The organism is Rhodococcus sp. WY5 (assembly GCF_018588185.1).
GTDB classification, from domain to species: domain Bacteria; phylum Actinomycetota; class Actinomycetes; order Mycobacteriales; family Mycobacteriaceae; genus Rhodococcus_F; species Rhodococcus_F qingshengii.
The window spans coordinates 4,484,483-4,504,710 of record NZ_JAAMPR010000001.1; the positions used below are offsets into that span (position 1 = coordinate 4,484,483).

Sequence of the window (20,228 nt, forward strand, 5' to 3'; positions counted from 1 at the left end):
ACCGAGTTGGTTGAGGCAACCGCCCTGCATCGGGTAATTGCCCTGGAGGTCTAACTCGACCCCCAGGAGACAACTTTAATACTCAGACCTTCACCAGTGATGTCAGTGGGTACTTCAAGAAGCGATCTCGACCGCGCAGTTCCTCGATCTCGAGCACCACTGCGACGCCGACGACGTTCGCTCCACCCAACTCGACCAACTGTACAGCCGCCTCGAGTGTCCCTCCGGTAGCCAGAACGTCGTCGATCACCAGAACATTCCGCCCGGTGAGATCGAACCCGTTTGCGGGAATCTCGAGAGTCGAGGATCCGTACTCGAGGCTGTACGAACGAGAGAGCACCGGCGGCGGCAGTTTGCCGACCTTCCGCACGGCAACGACTCCCGCACCCATCTTCGCGGCCGCACCGGCACCGAGCAGGAATCCACGAGCATCGACGGCGGCGATCGTGTCGGCGTCCGGAGCACAGGAGACAAGGGCATCGAGCACGGCCCCGAACCCCTCGGCGTCGGCGAACACCGGAGTCAGATCGGCGAACCGAACACCGGGACCGGGAAAGTTGTCAGCCCAGCGGGTCAGCCGAACAACGGCGTCCCCGGCAGCCCGGTGGATTGCGATCAATTCTTCAGTCGTGTGCAAGGCAACACCATTCGAGACGCTCATCTGCGTAGTACCCATCTGTCCATGTTCCAGCCGGTAGCGGCCCGAGTCGGATTGACCAACACTGCCGACATGCCTGGAGCTACAGCGACAGTTCGTAGTTGATTGAACAGTGGAATCGTAGGCACCTGGGTCCACAGGATGTTCTCCGCCTCCACCGAGAGTCCCAATTGCGCACTCGTGCTCGCATCCACGTTCAACTGATCGATGATCTGATCGATCCTGGCATTTCCGTACGTACCGAGGTTTGCGCCGTTGCCCGATCGCAGCGCTCCACGCGCGTCGATCATGCTCGCTGTTCCGCCTGCGCCGACTTTGCCTGCCATACCGGAAAGCACGGCGTCGACTCCCCCAGTCTGCAGACTCGCATGATCGAAGCTGTCGCTACTTGCGTCCTCGACCGTGATTCCCGCCGGAGCACACGCGGCTTTCGCTTCGGAGACGATCTGCGCCCGCACCGGGTCCGGTGCGAGGTACCCGACCCGGACGGTCAACTGGTCGAGGTCGGCTTCCGACAACGACGTCTTCGCAGCCTCGATGTCGGCATTGGCGTACCGATCACCGTCGACCGCAGCGGCGTCGCTGTAAACGAGTGAATCCGGCGCCATCAGTCGCGAATCGACCACGCCGGAACCCAAACCCGCCTGCGGCGCATTCTCCGTCTGCCCGAACTTCTCGAACAGAGTCGTACGCGGAACACAATGCGCGAACGCTCGACGGGCGGCTTCGTCGCCCAGCGAACCAGAGGTCGCGAGAACGAACTGCTCGATCGACCGCGACGGAATCTGTTGGACGTCGAACCCGGACGGAGTACCGAGTTCGCCAGCCGAGCCGGAAGCGACGTCGACTACCTCGATCGAGTTCTTGTCGAGATCCTCGGTCAGATTCACACCACGTGGCCAGACGACGATGCGATCGGTCGCAGGCTTGTTGCCCCACCACCGCTCGTTCGCGACCAGCACCAGGCCGTCGTCGGTACTGTACGAGTCGATTCGATACGGACCAGCGGAGGGCAGTACGGAGGTGTCCACCTGACCTGGAGTCAGGTTCCACCCGGTGTTCCAGAAGTCCGCGATCTTCGACAACGCTTCGGTGTCACCGGCATTCACCGCGCTCACCACGTCGCTGACACCCGTGCGCTGCGTCACGACGTGTGAAGGCATCAACGCAGTCGCACCGAACAACGACCGCCAATCGGTGAACGATCGCCCGGGTTTGAAGAACACCGTCGCGTCCTTCGCCCCGCTCTGGCAGTCGATCCGGTCGATGTCCGCGTATCCGAGATTGTTCGCCGTGTCGAACATGGGCTTCACGGCACCATCGACGTCTTCGGTGAACTTGCCACTCGACGCCGCCCAGGTGAGGACGAGATCGTCACAGGACATCGGAATCCCGTCGGAGTACACGGACGCCGGATTGAGCTTGTACGAGACCGTGAGCACGTCACCGGGCAACTCAGACGCCGTTCCGATGTCGGTGTCGGAGACAGGTGCTCCGGCCGGGCCGGTGAACGTGAAGCCGGGAAGCACCCGGCCGAACGCGGCCATCGCCCCGGACACCGATCCAGCTGTCGTGTTGGCGTTGTACGTGGAGATGGAGTTGTCGATGGCATATCCGATGGACGGAACCTGCTCGGCGCTTTCCGAGCAGGCCGCCAACGAACCCGCAGCCACAGCGGTGGCCGCAACGAACGTCATCGATCGAACCAGTGTGCGTGTTCTTGGGAGCATGTTCAGTGCCCCTTCTTGTTTCGCTTTCCGGTCGGCCGCGCACCCGGCTGCGGAGCAACCGGCGCACGGCGTGCAACTGGTGCGCCGACGGCAACCGTCTGCGTACCCTTCTCGGCCAGCGTAGCCCGGCGCGAGAGCACCTTACGAGTGTGCGCGGCAACGGGTCCCCAGCGTTCCTTCATCGACACCAGGAGCGGCGTCGCGAAGAAGATCGAGGAGTACGCACCCACGATGATGCCGACGAGCTGAACGAGCGCAAGGTCCTTGAGTGTGCCGACGCCGAGCATCCAGACCGCGACGACCATCAGAGCGATCACCGGGAGCACACTGATGACGGTCGTGTTGATCGATCGCATCAAGGTCTGATTCACCGCGAGGTTGGCCTGCTCGCCGTACGTCCGGCGCGTCAGATGCAGAACACCGCGGGTGTTCTCTTCGACCTTGTCGAACACCACCACGGTGTCGTACAGCGAGAAGCCGAGAATGGTAAGCAAACCGATCACCGTCGCGGGCGTCACCTCGAAACCGACGAGCGAGTAGACGCCGGCAGTGACGATGATGTCGAAGAACAACGCAACGATCGCAGCTACCGCCATGTCCCGCTCGAAGCGGATGGCGATGTAGATACTCACGATCACCAGGAACACAATCAGCGCGATCAGCGCCTTCTTGGTGATCTGGCCGCCCCAGGTTTCACTCACGTCCGCAAAACTGATGGCTTGCGCCGACGGGTTCCCGTTCTTGTCCTTGGGCTGGAACTCGTCGAAGAGAGCCGACTGAAGATCGTTGATCTGCGTCGCGTTCAACGTCTCCGACCGGATCTGCACGGTTGCGCTGGCACCCGAGCCGACTGTCTGCACGCTGACCGGTTCGAACCCGAGTGTGTCGGAGTAGACGGTTTCCACCGCCGACGTCTCGACTCCGCCCTCGGCCGGGAACTGAATGCGTGATCCGCCTTCGAAATCGATACCGAAGGTGAAGCCGCGCAGGATGATGCTCAGCAGCGCAATGGCGACCAGAGCGCCGGTCAGTCCGTAGTAGAAGCGACGCTTGCCGACGACCTCGAACGCACCCGTTCCGGTGTACAACCGCGAGAGCCAGCTGTGCTTGGGCATCGCGCCCTGATCGACGCCTGAGTCAGTGATCTCCGACCGGGCCGCCGCATCGGCGGACTCGGCGGCGGAACTGTTGGTGGACCCCACCGGGGAGTTGTTGGACTCGCTCATGCTCGTGTCTCCTTAGCCGACGCAGCGGCGGCAACCTTACGTTCGCGGGCAACCTCTTGCACTGCGCCGAGACCGTTGACGCTGGGCTTGGACCAGAACGCCGAACGGGACGCCATGCTGACCAGTGGCCACGTCACGAGGAACACGACAATCACGTCGAGAATGGTCGTCAGACCCAAGGTGAAGGCGAAGCCTCGCACCTGTCCGACCGCCAGCACGTACAGAACCGCAGCGGCGATGAAGCTCACCGCGTTGCCGGAAAGAATTGTTCGGCGTGCTCTTGCCCAACCGCGTGGCACCGCCGAGCGGAAGCTACGGCCCTCACGCATTTCGTCCTTGATGCGTTCGAAGAACACGACGAACGAGTCGGCGGTCATACCGATACCGATGATCAGACCAGCCATGCCGGCCAAGTCGAGCGTGAAGCCGATGTATCTGCCGAGCAGAACCATGATCGCGTAGACCATGACTCCGGAGAGAATCAGCGACAACGCCGTCAGAACGCCGAGCATGCGGTAGTAGACGAGGCAGTACAGCAGAACGAGAACGAGACCGACCGCGCCGGCGATCAATGCCGCCTGCAGTGAGGCCAGGCCGAGCGTGGCCGAGACCGTCTCGGCCTCAGAGGCTGCGAACGAGAGCGGAAGCGAACCGTACTTCAGTGTGTTGGCAAGTTCTTTGGCACTCTCGGCAGTGAAACTGCCCGTGATCGAGGTGGCGCTACCCGCAGGCGTTGCACCTTGAATCGTGGGAGCGCTGACGACCTTCGAGTCGAGCGTGAACGCTGCCTGCTTGCCGATGTTGGCTGAGGTGAACTCGGCCCAGGTGTTGCTGCCGGTCGTCTTGAACGAGAGGCTGATCTCGTGGCGCGACTGCTGCGAGTTGAAGACCGAAGACGCGTCGGCAATCTCCTGTCCGTCGATGATCGAAGGACCGAGGAGATAGATGTTCAGTCCGTCTTGCGAGCAGGCGACCAGCGGCAGGGTCGGGTCGTCGTTTCCACGGAGCGGATCCGCGACGGAGCAGTCGAGGTTCGCCACTGCTTGCTGCTGCACTGTCGGATCGCTGCTCTGCCGGAGGGCGCGCGCTGCGGCGATTTCCGCTGCTGCTGCGTCGCCTTCGTCGGTGCCGTCGCTCGGCGCGTCCCCGGTGGGGGCCGGAGTCGTTGTCTGCGGCGCGGGCGTTGCCTCGGGAGTAGTCGGGTCCTGAGCCAGGAACGGACGGTTCTGCGGCGTCTGCGTCCCGTCAGCGGGTGCTTCGGGGGCCGGTGCATCAGTGGCCGGAGTTTCGGCCGCCGGCGCCTCGGGCGTAGCTGTCCGATTCGCGTCACGGGTGGCGACGTCGATCGAACCCGTCACCGGGCGGATGTACAGACGAGCGGTCTGGCCGAGCGAGCGAGCCTGCGCACTGTCGTCGCCGGGAACGGTGATGACGAGGTTGTCACCGTCGACAACGACCTCGGAACCGGAAACGCCGAGACCGTTGACGCGGGTCTCGATGATTTCCTGAGCCTGCTTGAGACTGTCCTGACTGGGAGCGCTGCCGTCCGGGGTACGAGCGGTCAACGTGACGCGCGTTCCACCCTGCAGGTCGATGCCGAGTTTCGGCGTGGCCGACTTGTCTCCAGTGAAGAACACCAGGGCATACAGTGCCACTACCAGGACCCCGAAAAGGGCCAGGTAGCGGACCGGATGCACCGTTCCGGTGGAAGGTGCCACGATCTTTAAGTCTCCTCGGTAGGTGCAGAGCTTCAGTAAGTGCACGGCTCGGGTGGTCGACGACCACCCGAGCTGCGGCGTTCGAACTGCAACGATTGATCAACGGGGTGAACTGAGCTGCTGGTGTAAGAGCGGACAAACCGATCTGGACGTGTGTCCGAGTTCACAACTCTAGAACACGTACCAGTTCGACGAAGTCAGGACTCCTTGGTGAGCCGGATTTCGGTGTCGGCAGCAGACTCTTCGATCTCGGAAATCGAGTCGTCGTCGTACTCGTCGGTCTCGGTCGTCTCGACGACGCGCTCACGGATGACCAGACGCGACCAGGTGGTGATGACACCGTCCGCGATCTCGAGGTCCACGGTGTCGTCGTCCAGGGAAGCGATCGTGGCGTAGAGCCCGGCCGTGGTCTGCACCCGATCGCCGACCTGCAGCGAGTCCTGCATCTCGGAAGTCGCGGCCAAGGCCTTCTTCTGCTTGCGCATGCCCAGGAACATGGGCACCAGCAGTGCGAGGATCAAGAGGGGGAAAAGCAAACTCGACATGTGTTGATCAACCTCGGTTGTGTTGCACGTTTTACGCCGCGATGGTCCCGGATGGACCTACGCAATACACCAGTGTGCCATTAGTTGCTGAGGATTCCCGACAGATCGGCCGTTCAAGTAGGCCTTTCCAGTCGAAATTCACTCGCCGTTCGGATCGAACAACGTGGCCTGCGGTTCGTTGACACGAACCTCGATACCGCCCGCTGCGGCATCCGGCGGCGGTGTCATTCCGAGTTGAGTCCAAGCAGCGGCGGTAGCCACACGTCCTCGCGGCGTCCGGGCGATCATTCCGGCCCGGACCAGGAACGGCTCGCACACTTCTTCCACCGTCGACGGTTCCTCGCCGACGGCCACCGCAAGCGTCGACACGCCGACGGGCCCGCCGCCGAACGAACGCACCAAAGCACTCAGTACCGAACGGTCGAGACGGTCCAAGCCCAACTGGTCCACGTCGTAGACGGCCAAGGCCGCCTGAGCGACGTCCATGGTGACGATTCCGTCGGCGCGCACCTCGGCGAAGTCGCGAACCCGGCGCAGCAATCGGTTCGCGATACGCGGTGTCCCCCGCGAGCGTCGTGCGATTTCGGCACCGGCATCGACTTCGAGATCGACGCCCAGAATTCCGGCCGAACGCATCAGAATCTGTTGCAGCTCTTCGGGTTCGTAGAAATCCATGTGAGCGGTGAACCCGAAGCGGTCGCGCAACGGACCGGTCAGCGCACCCGACCGCGTAGTCGCACCGACCAGCGTGAACGGTGCAACCTCCAGAGGAATCGACGTGGCGCCCGGCCCCTTACCGACGACGACGTCGACACGGAAGTCTTCCATGGCCAGGTACAACATCTCCTCGGCCGGACGAGCGATTCGGTGAATCTCGTCGATGAACAACACGTCGCCCTCGACGAGGTTGCTCAGCATCGCAGCCAGGTCTCCGGCGCGTTCGAGCGCCGGTCCGGACGTCAACCGCAGAGAAGAGCCCAACTCCCCCGCGATGATCATCGCCATCGACGTCTTGCCGAGCCCGGGGGGACCGGACATCAGGATGTGATCAGGCGTGCTGCCGCGAAGTTTTGCTCCGGTGAGCACGAGCTGCAGTTGTTCGCGAACACGAGGTTGACCGATGAAGTCGTCGAGACTCTTGGGGCGCAGACTCGCTTCGACATCACCGTCTCCCGCCACCAATTCGGCAGAGACCTGCGACTCGTCGTCGAAATCGTCGATCGGGTCGAAGTTCATCGAGTCTTACCGAGCAGCGACAGAGCAGAACGCAGTGCGACCGACGTGGTGGCCTCGGGCGATTCCGCCAGAACCGAATCCGTGGCCTGCTCAGCCTGCTTGATCGGGAAGCCCAGACCTTCGAGAGCCTCGACGATCTGATCACGGATCGAACTGCCGACGACGACACCGGACGCCGCGCCAGCCGTCGTCGCGACGGCGTCGACCTTGTCACGCAGTTCGACAACCATGCGCTCGGCGCCGCGTTTTCCGATACCGGGCACCCTCGTCAACGCCGTCAGGTTGCCTTCCGAGAGCGCCCGCCGCAGCGCGTCCGGTTCGAGAACTGCGAGAGTTGCCATCGCCAGGCGCGGTCCGACTCCGGAAACCGTCTGCAGGAGGCTGAACAGGTCCTTCGACTCGGTATCGGAAAAACCGTACAGCGTCATCGAGTCTTCGCGAACGATCATCGTCGTGAACAGTCGCGCTTCGCTTCCCCGGTGCAGTGCACCGAGAGTCACCGGGGTGGCATTGACCCGATAGCCGACACCTGACGCTTCGATGACCGCGTGATCGAGCGCAATATCGAGTACCTCGCCGCGTACCGACGCGATCATCGTGAACCTGCCTTCTTCGTCTCGGCCAATTTTGCCTGATACTTACACATTTGTTCAGCGGCCATCGCCTCGGCGCGGGCCATCCGCTCGATCATCGGTGCTCGCCAGCAGTGACAGATCGCCAGCGCCAGAGCGTCGGCAGCGTCAGCCGGTTTCGGCGCCGTCTTCAAATTCAGAATTCGCGTCACCATCGCAGTGACCTGCGCCTTGTCGGCGTTACCGCTGCCGGTGACGGCGGCCTTCACCTCGCTGGGCGTGTGGAAACACACCGGAATGCCGCGTCTGGCGGCAGCGAGCGCGACAACTCCGCCTGCTTGCGCCGTCCCCATCGCGGTACTGACGTTGTGCTGCGCGAACACGCGCTCGATCGCGACCACCTCCGGCTTGTACTGCTCGATCCACAGTTCAGCCGCATCGGAGATCCGCAGAAGCCGAGAACCGAGGTCCATCTCGGCCGGAGTCCGCACCACGTCGACCGCAATGGGGCGCACTTTCCTGCCGTTGCTCCCGTCGACCACTCCCAACCCGCAGCGAGTCAAGCCTGGGTCCACTCCGAGCACGCGCACTTGTCACACCTCTCCATACCGAACAGCTGTTCGATAGCTTAGCGGTGCGCGGGACTACTACCCCGCATCAACACGCAACCCGGCCCGGACGCGGACGTCAGGGCCGGGTTGAGTTGAAAAGCAATCAGTCTTCGAGAGCCGCGAGAACCTCGTCGGACAGATCGATGTTGGTGTAGACGTTCTGCACGTCGTCAGAATCTTCGAGCGCGTCGACGAGCTTGAAGATCTTGCGTGCGCCGTCGACATCCAAGGGAACCTCGACGGAAGCGCGGAAATCGGCTTCAGCAGAGTCGTAGTCGATGCCGGCTTCCTGAAGTGCCGAACGTACGGCAACCAGATCCTGTGGCTCACTGACGATTTCGAAGGTTTCACCGAGATCGGTGACTTCCTCGGCACCGGCGTCGAGCACAGCCATCAGGACGTCGTCCTCCGACTGGCCGTTCTTCTCGAGCGTGACGACACCCTTGCGAGCAAACAGGTAGGAGACCGAACCCGGGTCAGCGAGGTTGCCACCGTTACGGGTCATCGCGGTGCGAACTTCACCGGCTGCGCGGTTGCGGTTGTCGGTGAGGCACTCGATCAGAACGGCGACGCCGTTGGGTCCGTAGCCCTCGTACATGATGGTCTGCCAGTCTGCGCCGCCCGCTTCTTCACCGGCGCCGCGCTTGCGCGCACGCTCGATGTTGTCATTGGGAACAGACGTCTTCTTCGCCTTCTGGATGGCGTCGTACAAGGTGGGGTTGCCCGTGGGATCGCCACCGCCGGTTCGTGCCGCCACCTCGATGTTCTTGATCAGCTTCGCGAAGGATTTGCCACGACGTGCGTCGATCACAGCCTTCTTGTGCTTGGTGGTGGCCCATTTTGAGTGGCCGCTCATGCGATTCAAGCCCCTTTCCTGCTGCGTTGCGCACGCCGAATGCGCGTCTTTCAGCTCTGCCGATGTTACCCGTCCCACGTCACAACTCGCTGCATCCCCCGACACGAATTAGTCAAACCTCGCATTGTTTGCATAGAATGCAAATATGTTGGTCCGAATAGATCACGCCTCCACAACTCCACTCGCGGAGCAGATTGCAGCCGGGGTTCGTGGCTCGGTCATCCGCGGTGAGATCGGTCCAGGTGACCGCCTGCCGTCCGCTCGCGCCCTTGCCGAGTCGATCGACGTCAATCTCCACACGGTTCTTCGTGCGTACGCAACACTGCGCGACGAAGGCCTGCTCGACCTCCGACGCGGACGTGGCGCCGTCATTCGCGCCGAATTCGACTCGGGAAGAACAGCTCTCAACGAATCTGCGCGCGAGTTCGTACGGCAAGCCCGAAATCTCGGACTCGACACCGCGCACATGCTCGACCTCATCAAGGAGACCAGCACACAATGACGACCAGCAAGATCCGACTCTGGACAGCAGCTTCGCTGACTCTGCTCCCGACCCTGATCCTGGTTATCGCACGCTTCGCGTGGGGTGACCGCCTACCCGAGACCGTCGCGAGCCATTGGTCCGGATCAAGCCCGGACGGGTTCAGCACCACGACGACCTTTTTCTTCATCGCGCTGGCGATTTCACTGGTGGCAGTCGTTTGCGCGTGTGTCGTCGCGGCCCGTTCGAGCGACAACGCGCCCTTGTTTCTCGCCGTAACCTCGATCTCGAGTGCGACACTGGCGACGATCTGGATTCTGAGCGTCGCCCTGACGATCGACGCCGGGTCGCCGGAAGCCGCGCGTATCGGCTGGTGGATTCTTGCGCCGATCGCGGCGGTACTCGTAGGAGTTCTGGCATACGCGCTGCCTGACCAGCAACGAAGCGGCCCGGAGTCGCCACTGCCGACCCCGACGCTCGACACTCCGCTGACGGCCTCCGAACGTGCAGTGTGGGTCGGGCAGGTCCGCAGCGTCTGGCCGTGGATCGTTACCGCCGGCCTCGTAGTTCTCGTGATCGCGACTGCCGCGTACTCGGATTGGTGGGTTGCCGTGATCCTGGGTGTGTCCACCCTCGCCGTCACAGCATTCGCGTCGGTCACCGTGCGCGTCGACCGTCACGGTGTCGGCATCAGTTCCTGGGGCGTTCAATGGAAGAAGATCCCCATCTCGAAGGTGAAGTCCGCATCAGTCGACGCGATACGTCCGGCCGAATGGGGCGGATGGGGTTACCGAATGACACCGCGCGGAACAGCCGTCACTCTCCGCTCGGGTGAGGCCATCGTGGTCACTCTCGAGAACGGACGACTGTTCGCCGTGACCGTCGATCACCCGGAAGACGGTGTGAAGCTGATCAATTCGTTGGTTCAGGCTGGTTGATTCATGAACAACACGGCAGCGGCATTGCCGGCGAGGTAGAAACCGGCAATGCCGAATATCCAACCCATTGCGCTGTCGCCGTAGCGAGACATCAGCGAGTCCACTCGGCGCAGCGGCTTGTCGAGGCGGTTGCCGGCCACGACCCGCCCGCACAACAGAAGCACTGCGGGCATGGCCATGATCAGGCAGTATCCGGCAAGTATCGACGCAGACGTGACTGCGGACAGCCCAGCAGCGGTGATCATCGCGATCGCCGCCAAGTAGGGCAGCATCGTCACCAACTCGGCGGTCCCGGCAGCAATTGCCAGAAGTACAACACTTCTCGCGGAACTGCCCGAGCCGAGCACCCGCTCTCGCCAAACATGAGTTCGATCGGCCTGACCGGATGTGCGCCTCTTCTCGGAATCGAATCGAAAGCTCCACGCGAACAACGCGATACCGAGTATCAACTGCGCACCGCGGGCGGCGGGGGTTTCGAGCAGCGGGGCGACGACAGGCATACCTGCCCGTGCCGTCGTCCAGACTGCCACCCCGACAACAAAATAGAACGTCGTGATGACCACCAGATACGTCAGCAGCCTGCGAACCTGCGGTCGTCCCGGCATCAACAACATCCAGACCGGGACGACCAATGTTCCGATGCTCGTACTGTCCAGCAGGGCGAGCCCGCCCAGCGTGGTGAGCACGACGAGTTCCACCTCAGTCGTTTCGGCGCTCGGGTATCGCTGTCTCCCTCGTTCGGACTGCATTCACGATGTCGAAGGCACCGATGATCGCGAGGATCACGCCGAGTGGTCCGCCGCGAAACCAGAAGAACTCGGCGTCACGCGCGAACAGCCACAGACAGCCGCCACCGACGACCAAGAGAATGCCGATCATCAACTCGAAGCGAATTTTCATACGTCGAGCCTGTCTTCTCTATCGAATCCGCACATCAGCCATCGGAACAACGCCGACCTCATCATTTGGTATGACAAGTCAGACGCCCCGATGTGCTCTGATAAGCCTGTGGTGACCAGAAGTCGGAGTGTCGGCAAGTGGAACGATCCGCTCATCGCCTTCGGCCTGTTCGCGATCGGGGTACTCCTCTACCTGGTCGGCCTGTACCAAATGTGGACCGATGTCGGAGGTGTCGCCGACGTTCCCGCCGGGGTACGGATCGGGATGCTGGCTCTGCTGTGTGCGATCGACTCGTTCCGGCGGGTGCGTCCGGCAACAGCTTTGGCGGCGGGGGCCGTCATCGTCGCAGTCGACGCTGCCCTGGGACCCACTCTGCCGATGTGGCTGGTCCTCTCGGATCTCACCTACGCCGCAGTTCTGTACGGGACGGCGCGGCTGGGCCGAGTGGTGTGTTCTCTGACCGCGGTGACGGTTGCCGCGCTCACCGCACTCGTCTACCTGTCCACCCAGGACGTCCGCGCTGCGGCTGGGGCAGGCGTCGTGACCGCTCTGTTCTTCGGTACACCGGTGTGGTGGGCACTGGTCATCCGTCGACAAGTCGAACTGACCGAGGCCGAACGCGAGCGTTCCAGAGTCCACGAAGCACTCGCCGCTCTGGACCGCGAGGCCGCGGTCGCTCACGAACGCGCGACCATGGCGCGCGATCTGCACGACGTGATCGCAAGCCACCTCTCCGCCATCGCCATCCACTCGGAGGCGGCACTGTCCACCTCAGCTCTCTCCGCTGAACGGGGTGAACCCGACGACGGTTTGCGGGAGATGATCGGGGCGATCAGATCGAGCAGTCTCGCGGGCCTTTCCGAGATGCGGTCGATGATCGAACTGCTCCACGCCGGGGACGACGAGACCCCGGACCCGCGTTCCTCTCCCCCGCGGCTGACCGAGTTGCCCGTCGTCCTGGACGCAGTTCGGGCAGCCGGCGCCGCCGTGCACGTTGCGATCGACATCGATACTGCCGACCTGCCGAGCGTGGTCGATCACACGGCGTACCGGATCACCCAGGAGGCGTTGACCAATGCGCTCAAGCATGCGCCTGGTGCACCGATCTCGATGTCGATCTCTCTCCAGCACAATGCATTACAGATCGAGATCCGAAACCCCATCGGTCGCGACAGATCCAGTTTTCGGGCGGGAACGCACGGACTTGCAAACATGCGTCACCGCGCCGAACTGCTGGGCGGTTCACTCGACGCACTTCCGGTCGACGGAGAATGGACGGTATGCGCACAGATACCGGTCCCCGCGCCGAACGGAACGGATCGGTGATCACCGTCGCCCTGGTCGACGACCACGCCGCGATCCGGTCGGGACTCGCGATGATCCTGCGGCAGCACGACGACATCGATGTCGTCGCAGAAGCCGGTGACGGAGCGTCGGCGATCACCGTCACCCGCACGCATCAACCCGACGTCGTACTCATGGACGTCCGGATGCCAGGCACCGACGGCATCGAGGCGACGCGTCAGATCATCGGGACGACCCGCAGCCGGGTTCTGGTGTTGACCACCTTCGACCTCGACGAATACGTCTTCGCGGCCCTGCGCGCCGGTGCTTCGGGATTCCTGCTCAAGACTGCGACCGCGGACGAGCTGACCAGCGCTATCCGCAACGTCGCGGCCGGAGATGCAGTGCTCGCTCCGCGCGCGGCGCGTGTCCTGATCGGCGAGTTCGTGCAGCGCGCACCCAAACCCACCGAACCGCTGGGATTGAGCGAGCTCACCGACCGTGAACGCGAGGTCCTCGCGCTGTTGGGGACGGGTATGTCCAACGCCGAACTGTCGCGTGAACTCGGAGTCGGTGCTCCGACGGTGAAGTCGCACGTGTCGCGAGTTCTGTCGAAGTTGCACCTCACCTCACGCGTCCAGGCGGCGATCCTTGCCCGCGAACTGGAGCTGTAGGTTCGGCCGAGGCTGACTACTCCAGTTATCCGCGAACCAGATCGACGAACATCTCGTGCACTCGACGGTCCCCGGTAACCTCGGGATGGAAAGAAGTGGCGATCACCGAGCCCTGCCGAACCGCGACGATCCGGCCCGCGGCCTCCCCCGCGGCGGCGGGAACCTGCGCAAGGACCTCAACGCCCGGCCCAACTCGCTCCACCCACGGCGCGCGGATGAAGACAGCGCGAATGGGATCACCGATGATGCCCTCGAACTCCAGGTCGGACTCGAAAGAATCGACCTGCCGACCGAAAGCGTTGCGGCGCACCGTCATGTCGATGGCGCCGAGATGCTCGGCGTCCGGCCGGGTGTCTAGTACCTCGCTGGCGAGCAGAATCATGCCCGCACACGATCCGTAAGCCGGCAGCCCGCCGCGGAGTCGCTCACGAAGCGGTTCCAGCAGCTCGAATACCTGCAGAAGCCGGCTCATCGTGGTGGATTCGCCACCGGGGATCACGATGCCGTCGACCTTGTCGAGTTCCTCCGGGCGCCGGATACCCACCGCATCCGCTCCCGAATCATCGAGTGCGGCAAGGTGTTCGCGAACATCACCTTGGAGGGCGAGTACACCGATCAACGGACGCGTCATCACACAGTTCCTGTCTTGTTCTCACGGCTGTTCTTGCTCTCATGGCTGTCGGGTTCGCGTTCGAGACGCGTCAAACCCTCCTGAACCACCGCTGCCACCATGTTGCCATCGCGATCGTAGATACGCCCCTGAGTGAGCGCGCGACCAAAACCTGCCGACGGCGACGTCTGGTCGTAGAGCAACCACTCGTCGGCCCGGAACGGACGCAGGAACCACATCGCGTGATCGAGCGAAGCAGTCTGCGTCTTCACGCCGCGGTGCGGGACTTTGGAAGTTCCGAGCAGGGTCATGTCACTGAGGTACGCGAGGGTGCAGATGTGCAGCAGCGGACGATCCGGCAGAGCCTCGCGGTAGCGCATCCACACGCGTTGTTGCGCGGCGAGATCCGGCGCTGACGCGCTCTGCTCAGCGGGCACAATTCTGATGTCCCAGTTCTTCCACTCCTGATAGAACTGCGATTCAGCCAACTTCGGAACGGTCTGCGCGTCCGGCAAGTCCTCCGGCGCCGGAACGGAGGGCATCCGGTCCTGGTGCTCGATACCTTCGTCGTCGACGTGGAACGAGGCCGACATCGTGAAGATCGTCTTGCCGTCCTGAACTGCATTCACCCGGCGGGTGCAGAACGAGCGCCCGTCGCGGATGCGGTCCACCAGGTAGACCGTCGGAATCTTCGGATTGCCCGGGCGCAGGAAATATCCGTGCAACGAGTGCACGTGGTAGCTCTCGTCAACGGTGCTCACGGCAGAAACCAACGACTGCCCGGCAACCTGCCCGCCGAACGTCCGTTGAAGTGCGGTGGGATGGACCGCACCACGGAAGATGTCCTTCTCCAGGTGTTCGAGCGCGAGGATCTCCTCGATACCAACCATGAGTCCTCCGAAAACATAGACCGCCGCACTGGGCGCGATGACGGTTCACAATATCGCCTCGGCGAGCGGGCACGGCACCATGGTGGGCGTGAGTACATTCATCCCGTCCAGTCCCCTCGCCTTGGCCGAGCAGATTGCAACGCTGAGCGGATCGTTTCCGTCGGTGGCGGTAGTAGCGATCGACGGACCTGATTGTGCACAGCCGTCTCGGCTCGCGGAACTGGTCGGCACCGCCGTCGAGTCGCGCAACAGGCCGAGTGCTGTTGTGTCACTGCACGACTACGTACGGCCGGCTTCGCTGCGATACGAGTTCGGCCACGAGGATACGCTGAGTTACCGCACTATCTGGTTCGACTATCGGGCACTCGATCGTGAAGTGATCACCGCAGCCCGCACCAAACGGGCGTTCTTGCCGAAACTCTGGGACGAACCCACCGATCGATCGGCTCGTTCGACCCGTATCCCCGTCCATGAGCGCGCGGTCATCGTGATCGCCGGTCCGATGTTGCTCGGGCGCGGGCTGGAGTTCGACGTCAGCGTCCGCCTGGACATGAGCGAACCTGCCATGCGGCGGCACACACCGGAGGCAGATCTGTGGACCGTCGAGGCACTCCTCGAACACCGATCAGAAGTGTCCGAGGAGGTCGATTTCGAGGTCAGATACGACCATCCGGCCCGGCCTGCGGTGCGGTCCCGCCAGTGAAGGTCACACTGCGATTGATCTCACGTCGGCCGACCTCACTTCGGGCGATACAGCCTGGTCAGACCCTCCTGGACGACTGCAGCAACCATATTTCCTCGGCTGTCGAAGATTCGTCCCTGCGTCAGTGCGCGACCGAAGCCCGCTGACGGCGACGTCTGGTCGTACAACAGCCACTCGTCGGCGCGGAACGGCCGCAGGAACCACATGGCGTGATCGAGCGAAGCGCTTTGCATGGCGACGTCCATGTGGGGGCCGCGAGAAGATCCGAGCAGCGTCATGTCGCTCATGTAGGCAAGCGTGCACACGTGAAATACCGGGTCGTCCGGGAGTGCCTCGCGGGAACGGAACCACACTTGCTGCTGCGCGGCAGCGCCCGGACGTTTGTCGATGTCGGCCTTCGGCACCATTCGAAGGTCCCAATCGGACCACTCACGCGCCAGCCACGCAGTCTCGGGATCCTCCGAATCCTGGGCGATGGCCAAGGTCTCGGGGTCAGGAACGGGTGGCATCTCGTCCTGGTGCTCGATGCCTTCGTCTTGGACGTGGAAGGACGCCGACATCGTGAAAATGGCTTGCCCGTCTTGAATTCCGGTGACCAAGCGGGTCGCGAACGATCGACCGTCCCGAACACGATCAACCAGAAAAACCGTGGGCTCCATCGGATTTCCCGGACGCAGGAAATATCCGTGCAACGAATGAACCGAGTAGGCCGGATCGACCGTGCGTACCGCCGACACCAATGCCTGTCCGGCGACCTGGCCGCCGAAAGTGCGGGTCAGGGTGGTCTCCGCGATGATTCCTCGAAAGATGTCCCGCTCGAGGCGTTCCAACTCCAGAATTTCTTCGATCCTCGCCATCGATGCTCCACATCTTCCCGTGTACCGACGTCTACCGACCTTCACACAATGCCTGACGCACCCCCGGCCACCAAAGTGGGCATCCGAAAACACTGAGCGACGGGGCGCATCGACTCAGAATGGCGGTGGATCGTCTCCGCCGTCGAAGGTCCTCCTCTGTGCCTTCTTCATCCGCCGGTGCATTCGTATCCGCTGCCGCCGGCGTTCCCCCCACACACGAGCGGCCTTGTTTTCCAGACGTGTGCGCCGACGCCGACCACCCTCGGGCAGTACAGGCTCGAGCATTCCCGCCAGCAGACCTGACGGCCTCGTTCGGTAGCAATGTCCGGTCGGCGAGGTCAGCATGACGCTGCGGTCCGGGTTCGAGGTGTGCACCCACTGACCGGAGTGCTTGAGGCGGTGATGGTTTCGACAATAGGCACTCAAGTTCGAGGCCACGGTCTTTCCACCACGAGTGGGATCGCGATGATCAAAGGGTTCAGTGTGATCGAGATCTGAATTCCATGCAGCGACATCGCAGTGCAACCACTGGCAGCTTCCTGCGATCACCCGCACCCAGGTGTCGAGGACAGCGCCGGGGCGGTACACGAACGCAGAAGGAACGACGGGCGAAGGTACTGGCTCGCCCTCACCGGCAGACTCGAGCGCGGCATCGGCTGGTACCTTCACCTTCCGAATCAGCGCACCCGCGGCGATGTCACGCGCATGCTCTGCACTGATCACTCCATAACCGTCGAGGTGAGCGGGTTCGTCTGCACCTGGTGCGTCACCGCCCTGAAGCGTTGATTCCAGCATGACCACGTGAACCAACGGCCGACGCACCACCACAATCCCGCTTCGATCTTGTGGGCACTCGTGCCGGCCGCAATCGCACGGCAGAATCGTCGATCCGGATACCAACGCTCCCAATGCGTCAGCTCGTCGTTGCTCGTACTTACGGGAATCGTGTCGACACACCGACATTGCCAACTCCCGCAACCGACGGTCGAAAGCCCGTGCTTCCTCCGCCGGAATACTCCCCAATATCCGCGCCATTCCGTCCTCGGCAGCGCTCACACCCACGAACCGATCAGCCAGGGCGCGGCGTCGACGTTCGCGTATCCCCTCGGGATCCACCACGGCGACGATCCGGTCGATAGCCGCTGTCAATCGGCGACCCGTCAAGCCGGTACCGCCAGGCATCGGGGGCGCCGAGATCTTCTCGAGGAGTTGCCGTTCCACCTCGTCGATCAAATCGTCGGCTACGTTGGCCGTAGCGGAGTCGATCAATCCGACTCGATACAGATCCAGTTCTCCGCGCGCCATGGCGGCACGCGTGCGATGGAGGCGAGTCTTGAGAGAAAAGCCGAGACCGATCAACTTTCCCGCTGCGGCACGGCCCATGGTCAATGCCGCGCCGAGCTCGGCCTCAGCCAGTTCGTGAGCGGTAGACGACCAAGCACCGTTATCAGTGTGGTCAGCGCTGCGACGCTCGAAAAACTCGGCAATGGCAGCCAGTTTCCGTTCCACGAGCATCGATTCGCGCGCATGCAGATCGGCGATGAGATCGATGAGGGCGCAGTCGGATTCAGCACCGGACAGCTGCGCTGCGGTACCCGAACTTCCTACTCCGTCATCGAACATTCCTCAACATTATTCGAATATACGTTCGATATCCATGATTTCCAGGAATCAGTCCGAACAATCCTGATTGACCGAAAATTGTTGCGGAGCAACCTTTGCGGCCACTCGTGTTCCGGCAACGGATTCCCCTACTGAACCAGGGCGTTGATAATGCGGGCAGCTTCGGCCGGGTAGATAGGGCGGTCGGACCCACCACTCAATACCCAGTGGACTGGACTACCTTCGTCTAGGACTCGGAGTTGCACGTCGAGCGGAAACGCATCGATGTCAGCCGAGTCGACTCCAAAGACATGGACAATCTCATGCCCAGGTCGCCCCTCGAACTCGAAGATATTCTCGACGACCTCCGTGACAGAGTCCTTGCCGTCGAGCACCAGTACGCGACCGGACAGGCGAATATCACCAAAAGTGATGGGGTGGGCGCAAATACGACTTGGACTTGCCGAGACTCCCGATGACAGACTCGAGCATCATTCCCAGACAAAAGAATCCATTGAGGAACTCGATGAACGACGCTAGTACCTGGACCGCACGACTCGCAGCACTCGACCTGACCCTCCCGCCGGTCGCTACCCCGGCAGGCTCCTACCTCCCCGCTGTTCAGACGGGGTCATACGTCTATACATCGGGGCAATTGCCGCTCGTCGACGGCACTACGACGTGCATCGGCAAGTTGGGCGAGGGCGTCTCCGTCGAAGACGCCGCCCAGGCGGCGCGGTTGTGCACTCTCAACGGACTCGCGGCAGTCGATGCCTTAGTCGGGCTCGATCGCATCGTTCGGGTCGTCAAGGTCGTTGGATTTGTTGCGTCCGGATCCGGATTTTCGCAACAACCCCAGGTGATCAACGGTGCGTCCGACCTGCTGGCCGAGATCTTCGGTTCGGCTGGACAACACGCCCGCTCAGCGATCGGCGTCGCCGAACTACCCCGAAACAGTGCCGTCGAGGTCGAGTTCGTGTTCGAGGTATCGGACAGCATCTGATCGGTCTGCCACACCCCGAAGGGGCGGCGGTTGCCAACGCAACCGCCGCCCCTTCGTCTGTGAGGACTTTCAGGCACTGGGCCCGGTCGTCGAACCTGCTGTCACCAACCGCGCTCTGCGAGGCGGTGTCCGACAGGCAGGTCGTCGACGTTGATACCGACCATTGCCTCGCCGAGTCCGCGCGAGACCTTGGCGAGCACGTCCGGGTCGTCGTAGAACGTGGTGGCCTTGACGATTGCCTCGGCGCGCTGCTTCGGATTGCCGGACTTGAAGATGCCCGATCCGACGAACACGCCCTCGGCGCCGAGCTGCATCATCATCGCAGCGTCTGCCGGCGTGGCGATGCCGCCGGCGGTGAACATGGTGACCGGCAGCTTGCCGGCCTTGGCGACCTCGACGACCAGTTCGTACGGGGCCTGCAGTTCCTTGGCGGCTACGTACAGTTCGTCTTCGCTCAGCGAGGTCAACCGGCGGATCTCGCCGCGGATGGTGCGCATGTGGGTGGTGGCGTTGGAGACGTCTCCGGTGCCTGCTTCACCCTTCGAGCGGATCATGGCCGCGCCTTCGTTGATGCGACGGAGCGCTTCGCCGAGGTTGGTGGCGCCACAGACGAAGGGAGCGGTGAACTTCCACTTGTCGATGTGGTTGGCGTAGTCGGCCGGGGTCAGGACCTCGGACTCGTCGATGTAGTCGACGCCGAGGCTCTGCAGGATCTGCGCTTCGACGAAGTGACCGATGCGTGCCTTCGCCATGACGGGGATGCTGACGGTGGAGATGATGCTGTCGATCATGTCCGGGTCACTCATGCGCGAGACGCCGCCCTGTGCGCGAATGTCTGCGGGGACCCGCTCGAGTGCCATGACGGCGACGGCGCCGGCGTCTTCGGCGATCTTGGCCTGCTCAGCGGTGACCACGTCCATGATCACACCGCCCTTGAGCATTTCAGCCATGCCGCGCTTGACGCGGGCGGTGCCGATGGCGGTGGTGGGGGCAGAGTCGGGGGTGCTCACAGCAAACTCCTGCAGTAGTGGCGTGACGAAAGAAACAAGGCACGGCGAACACACGAGTTCATTCGCGCGGAGGCCTCTGGCCAGAACTCTAGGACGAACCGGCCTTCGATTCCGTATCCAATTT

General features: G+C 62.8%; 22 protein-coding genes. 6 read left to right on the top strand and 16 right to left on the bottom strand.

All coding sequences use genetic code 11. From position 1 onward, the window contains the following. Nucleotides 1-82 precede the first annotated feature (82 nt). The 9 genes from G4D79_RS20620 to G4D79_RS20660 form a co-directional block, all read right to left on the bottom strand. Nucleotides 83-661 carry an adenine phosphoribosyltransferase gene (locus G4D79_RS20620; RefSeq protein ID WP_165638376.1) on the bottom strand — a complete coding sequence of 193 codons (579 nt, stop codon included), beginning with the start codon at nt 659-661 and terminating at the stop codon, nt 83-85. Then, complete coding sequence (locus G4D79_RS20625) at nt 658-2,388, bottom strand: ABC transporter substrate-binding protein (protein ID WP_214514324.1); 1,731 nt, start codon at nt 2,386-2,388, stop codon at nt 658-660. Before G4D79_RS20625 ends, G4D79_RS20620 begins: the two co-directional genes overlap by 4 nt. A 2-nt stretch (nt 2,389-2,390) precedes the next feature. Further along, nucleotides 2,391-3,614, bottom strand: a complete 1,224-nt coding sequence (gene secF / locus G4D79_RS20630) for a protein translocase subunit SecF (protein WP_007732958.1) — start codon at nt 3,612-3,614, stop codon at nt 2,391-2,393. After that, nucleotides 3,611-5,332 carry a protein translocase subunit SecD gene (secD, locus tag G4D79_RS20635; RefSeq protein ID WP_007732956.1) on the bottom strand — a complete coding sequence of 574 codons (1,722 nt, stop codon included), beginning with the start codon at nt 5,330-5,332 and terminating at the stop codon, nt 3,611-3,613. The genes secF and secD overlap by 4 nt, the downstream gene beginning before the upstream one ends. A gap of 197 nt (nt 5,333-5,529) precedes the next feature. Next, nucleotides 5,530-5,877: a preprotein translocase subunit YajC gene (yajC, locus tag G4D79_RS20640; RefSeq protein ID WP_003943339.1), complete on the bottom strand. Its 348-nt coding sequence runs from the start codon at nt 5,875-5,877 to the stop codon at nt 5,530-5,532. Nucleotides 5,878-6,015: 138 nt separating this feature from the next. Beyond that, a complete protein-coding gene (gene ruvB / locus G4D79_RS20645; protein WP_003943304.1) occupies nt 6,016-7,113 on the bottom strand; it encodes a Holliday junction branch migration DNA helicase RuvB in 1,098 nt (365 codons plus the stop codon). Further along, entirely contained in the window at nt 7,110-7,709 is a 600-nt protein-coding gene (gene ruvA, locus G4D79_RS20650; protein ID WP_007732953.1) for a Holliday junction branch migration protein RuvA, read from the bottom strand. Before ruvA ends, ruvB begins: the two co-directional genes overlap by 4 nt. Next, nucleotides 7,706-8,275 carry a crossover junction endodeoxyribonuclease RuvC gene (gene ruvC, locus G4D79_RS20655; protein WP_214514325.1) on the bottom strand — a complete coding sequence of 190 codons (570 nt, stop codon included), beginning with the start codon at nt 8,273-8,275 and terminating at the stop codon, nt 7,706-7,708. Before ruvC ends, ruvA begins: the two co-directional genes overlap by 4 nt. A 124-nt stretch (nt 8,276-8,399) precedes the next feature. Next, a complete protein-coding gene (locus G4D79_RS20660; protein WP_007732951.1) occupies nt 8,400-9,152 on the bottom strand; it encodes a YebC/PmpR family DNA-binding transcriptional regulator in 753 nt (250 codons plus the stop codon). 145 nt (nt 9,153-9,297) lie between these two features. Between G4D79_RS20660 and G4D79_RS20665 the strand changes: the two genes are divergently transcribed. Beyond that, complete coding sequence (locus tag G4D79_RS20665; protein WP_030536855.1) at nt 9,298-9,654, top strand: GntR family transcriptional regulator; 357 nt, start codon at nt 9,298-9,300, stop codon at nt 9,652-9,654. Next, entirely contained in the window at nt 9,651-10,571 is a 921-nt protein-coding gene (locus G4D79_RS20670; RefSeq protein ID WP_211920231.1) for a hypothetical protein, read from the top strand. Before G4D79_RS20665 ends, G4D79_RS20670 begins: the two co-directional genes overlap by 4 nt. On the opposite strand, the gene G4D79_RS20675 is transcribed toward G4D79_RS20670, so the two are convergent. Beyond that, the gene (locus G4D79_RS20675; protein WP_308252598.1) at nt 10,559-11,257 is read right to left on the bottom strand and encodes a GAP family protein; all 699 of its coding nucleotides are present in this window, start codon (nt 11,255-11,257) and stop codon (nt 10,559-10,561) included. The two genes, G4D79_RS20670 and G4D79_RS20675, sit on opposite strands and share 13 nt — an antisense overlap. A 13-nt stretch (nt 11,258-11,270) precedes the next feature. Continuing rightward, nucleotides 11,271-11,471: a hypothetical protein gene (locus G4D79_RS20680; protein ID WP_003943331.1), complete on the bottom strand. Its 201-nt coding sequence runs from the start codon at nt 11,469-11,471 to the stop codon at nt 11,271-11,273. A 111-nt stretch (nt 11,472-11,582) separates the two neighbouring features. Here G4D79_RS20680 and G4D79_RS20685 point away from each other — a divergent pair, with 111 nt between their 5' ends. Continuing rightward, nucleotides 11,583-12,797, top strand: a complete 1,215-nt coding sequence (locus G4D79_RS20685) for a histidine kinase (RefSeq protein ID WP_308252599.1) — start codon at nt 11,583-11,585, stop codon at nt 12,795-12,797. Further along, entirely contained in the window at nt 12,752-13,429 is a 678-nt protein-coding gene (locus G4D79_RS20690; protein ID WP_054826058.1) for a response regulator transcription factor, read from the top strand. Before G4D79_RS20685 ends, G4D79_RS20690 begins: the two co-directional genes overlap by 46 nt. A 25-nt stretch (nt 13,430-13,454) precedes the next feature. On the opposite strand, the gene pdxT is transcribed toward G4D79_RS20690, so the two are convergent. Continuing rightward, nucleotides 13,455-14,060 carry a pyridoxal 5'-phosphate synthase glutaminase subunit PdxT gene (gene pdxT / locus G4D79_RS20695; RefSeq protein WP_007732937.1) on the bottom strand — a complete coding sequence of 202 codons (606 nt, stop codon included), beginning with the start codon at nt 14,058-14,060 and terminating at the stop codon, nt 13,455-13,457. Next, nucleotides 14,060-14,929 carry an acyl-CoA thioesterase II gene (gene tesB / locus G4D79_RS20700; protein WP_007732935.1) on the bottom strand — a complete coding sequence of 290 codons (870 nt, stop codon included), beginning with the start codon at nt 14,927-14,929 and terminating at the stop codon, nt 14,060-14,062. The genes pdxT and tesB overlap by 1 nt, the downstream gene beginning before the upstream one ends. 79 nt (nt 14,930-15,008) lie before the next feature. Between tesB and G4D79_RS20705 the strand changes: the two genes are divergently transcribed. Then, on the top strand, nt 15,009-15,632 hold the full coding sequence (locus G4D79_RS20705) for a hypothetical protein (RefSeq protein ID WP_042920002.1): 624 nt from the start codon (nt 15,009-15,011) through the stop codon (nt 15,630-15,632). Nucleotides 15,633-15,667: 35 nt separating this feature from the next. On the opposite strand, the gene G4D79_RS20710 is transcribed toward G4D79_RS20705, so the two are convergent. After that, on the bottom strand, nt 15,668-16,489 hold the full coding sequence (locus G4D79_RS20710; RefSeq protein WP_003943337.1) for an acyl-CoA thioesterase II: 822 nt from the start codon (nt 16,487-16,489) through the stop codon (nt 15,668-15,670). Between the two features lie 114 nt (nt 16,490-16,603). Further along, nucleotides 16,604-18,112, bottom strand: coding sequence for an HNH endonuclease signature motif containing protein (locus G4D79_RS20715; protein ID WP_058038729.1), 1,509 nt, complete (start codon nt 18,110-18,112; stop codon nt 16,604-16,606). 505 nt (nt 18,113-18,617) lie between these two features. On the opposite strand from G4D79_RS20715, the gene G4D79_RS20720 reads away from it, so the two are divergent. After that, nucleotides 18,618-19,094, top strand: a complete 477-nt coding sequence (locus G4D79_RS20720) for a RidA family protein (RefSeq protein WP_050656607.1) — start codon at nt 18,618-18,620, stop codon at nt 19,092-19,094. 101 nt (nt 19,095-19,195) lie between these two features. Here the strand turns inward: G4D79_RS20720 and pdxS are convergent, their stop codons facing one another. Beyond that, nucleotides 19,196-20,104 carry a pyridoxal 5'-phosphate synthase lyase subunit PdxS gene (gene pdxS / locus G4D79_RS20725; protein WP_003943338.1) on the bottom strand — a complete coding sequence of 303 codons (909 nt, stop codon included), beginning with the start codon at nt 20,102-20,104 and terminating at the stop codon, nt 19,196-19,198. Nucleotides 20,105-20,228: the final 124 nt, after the last annotated feature.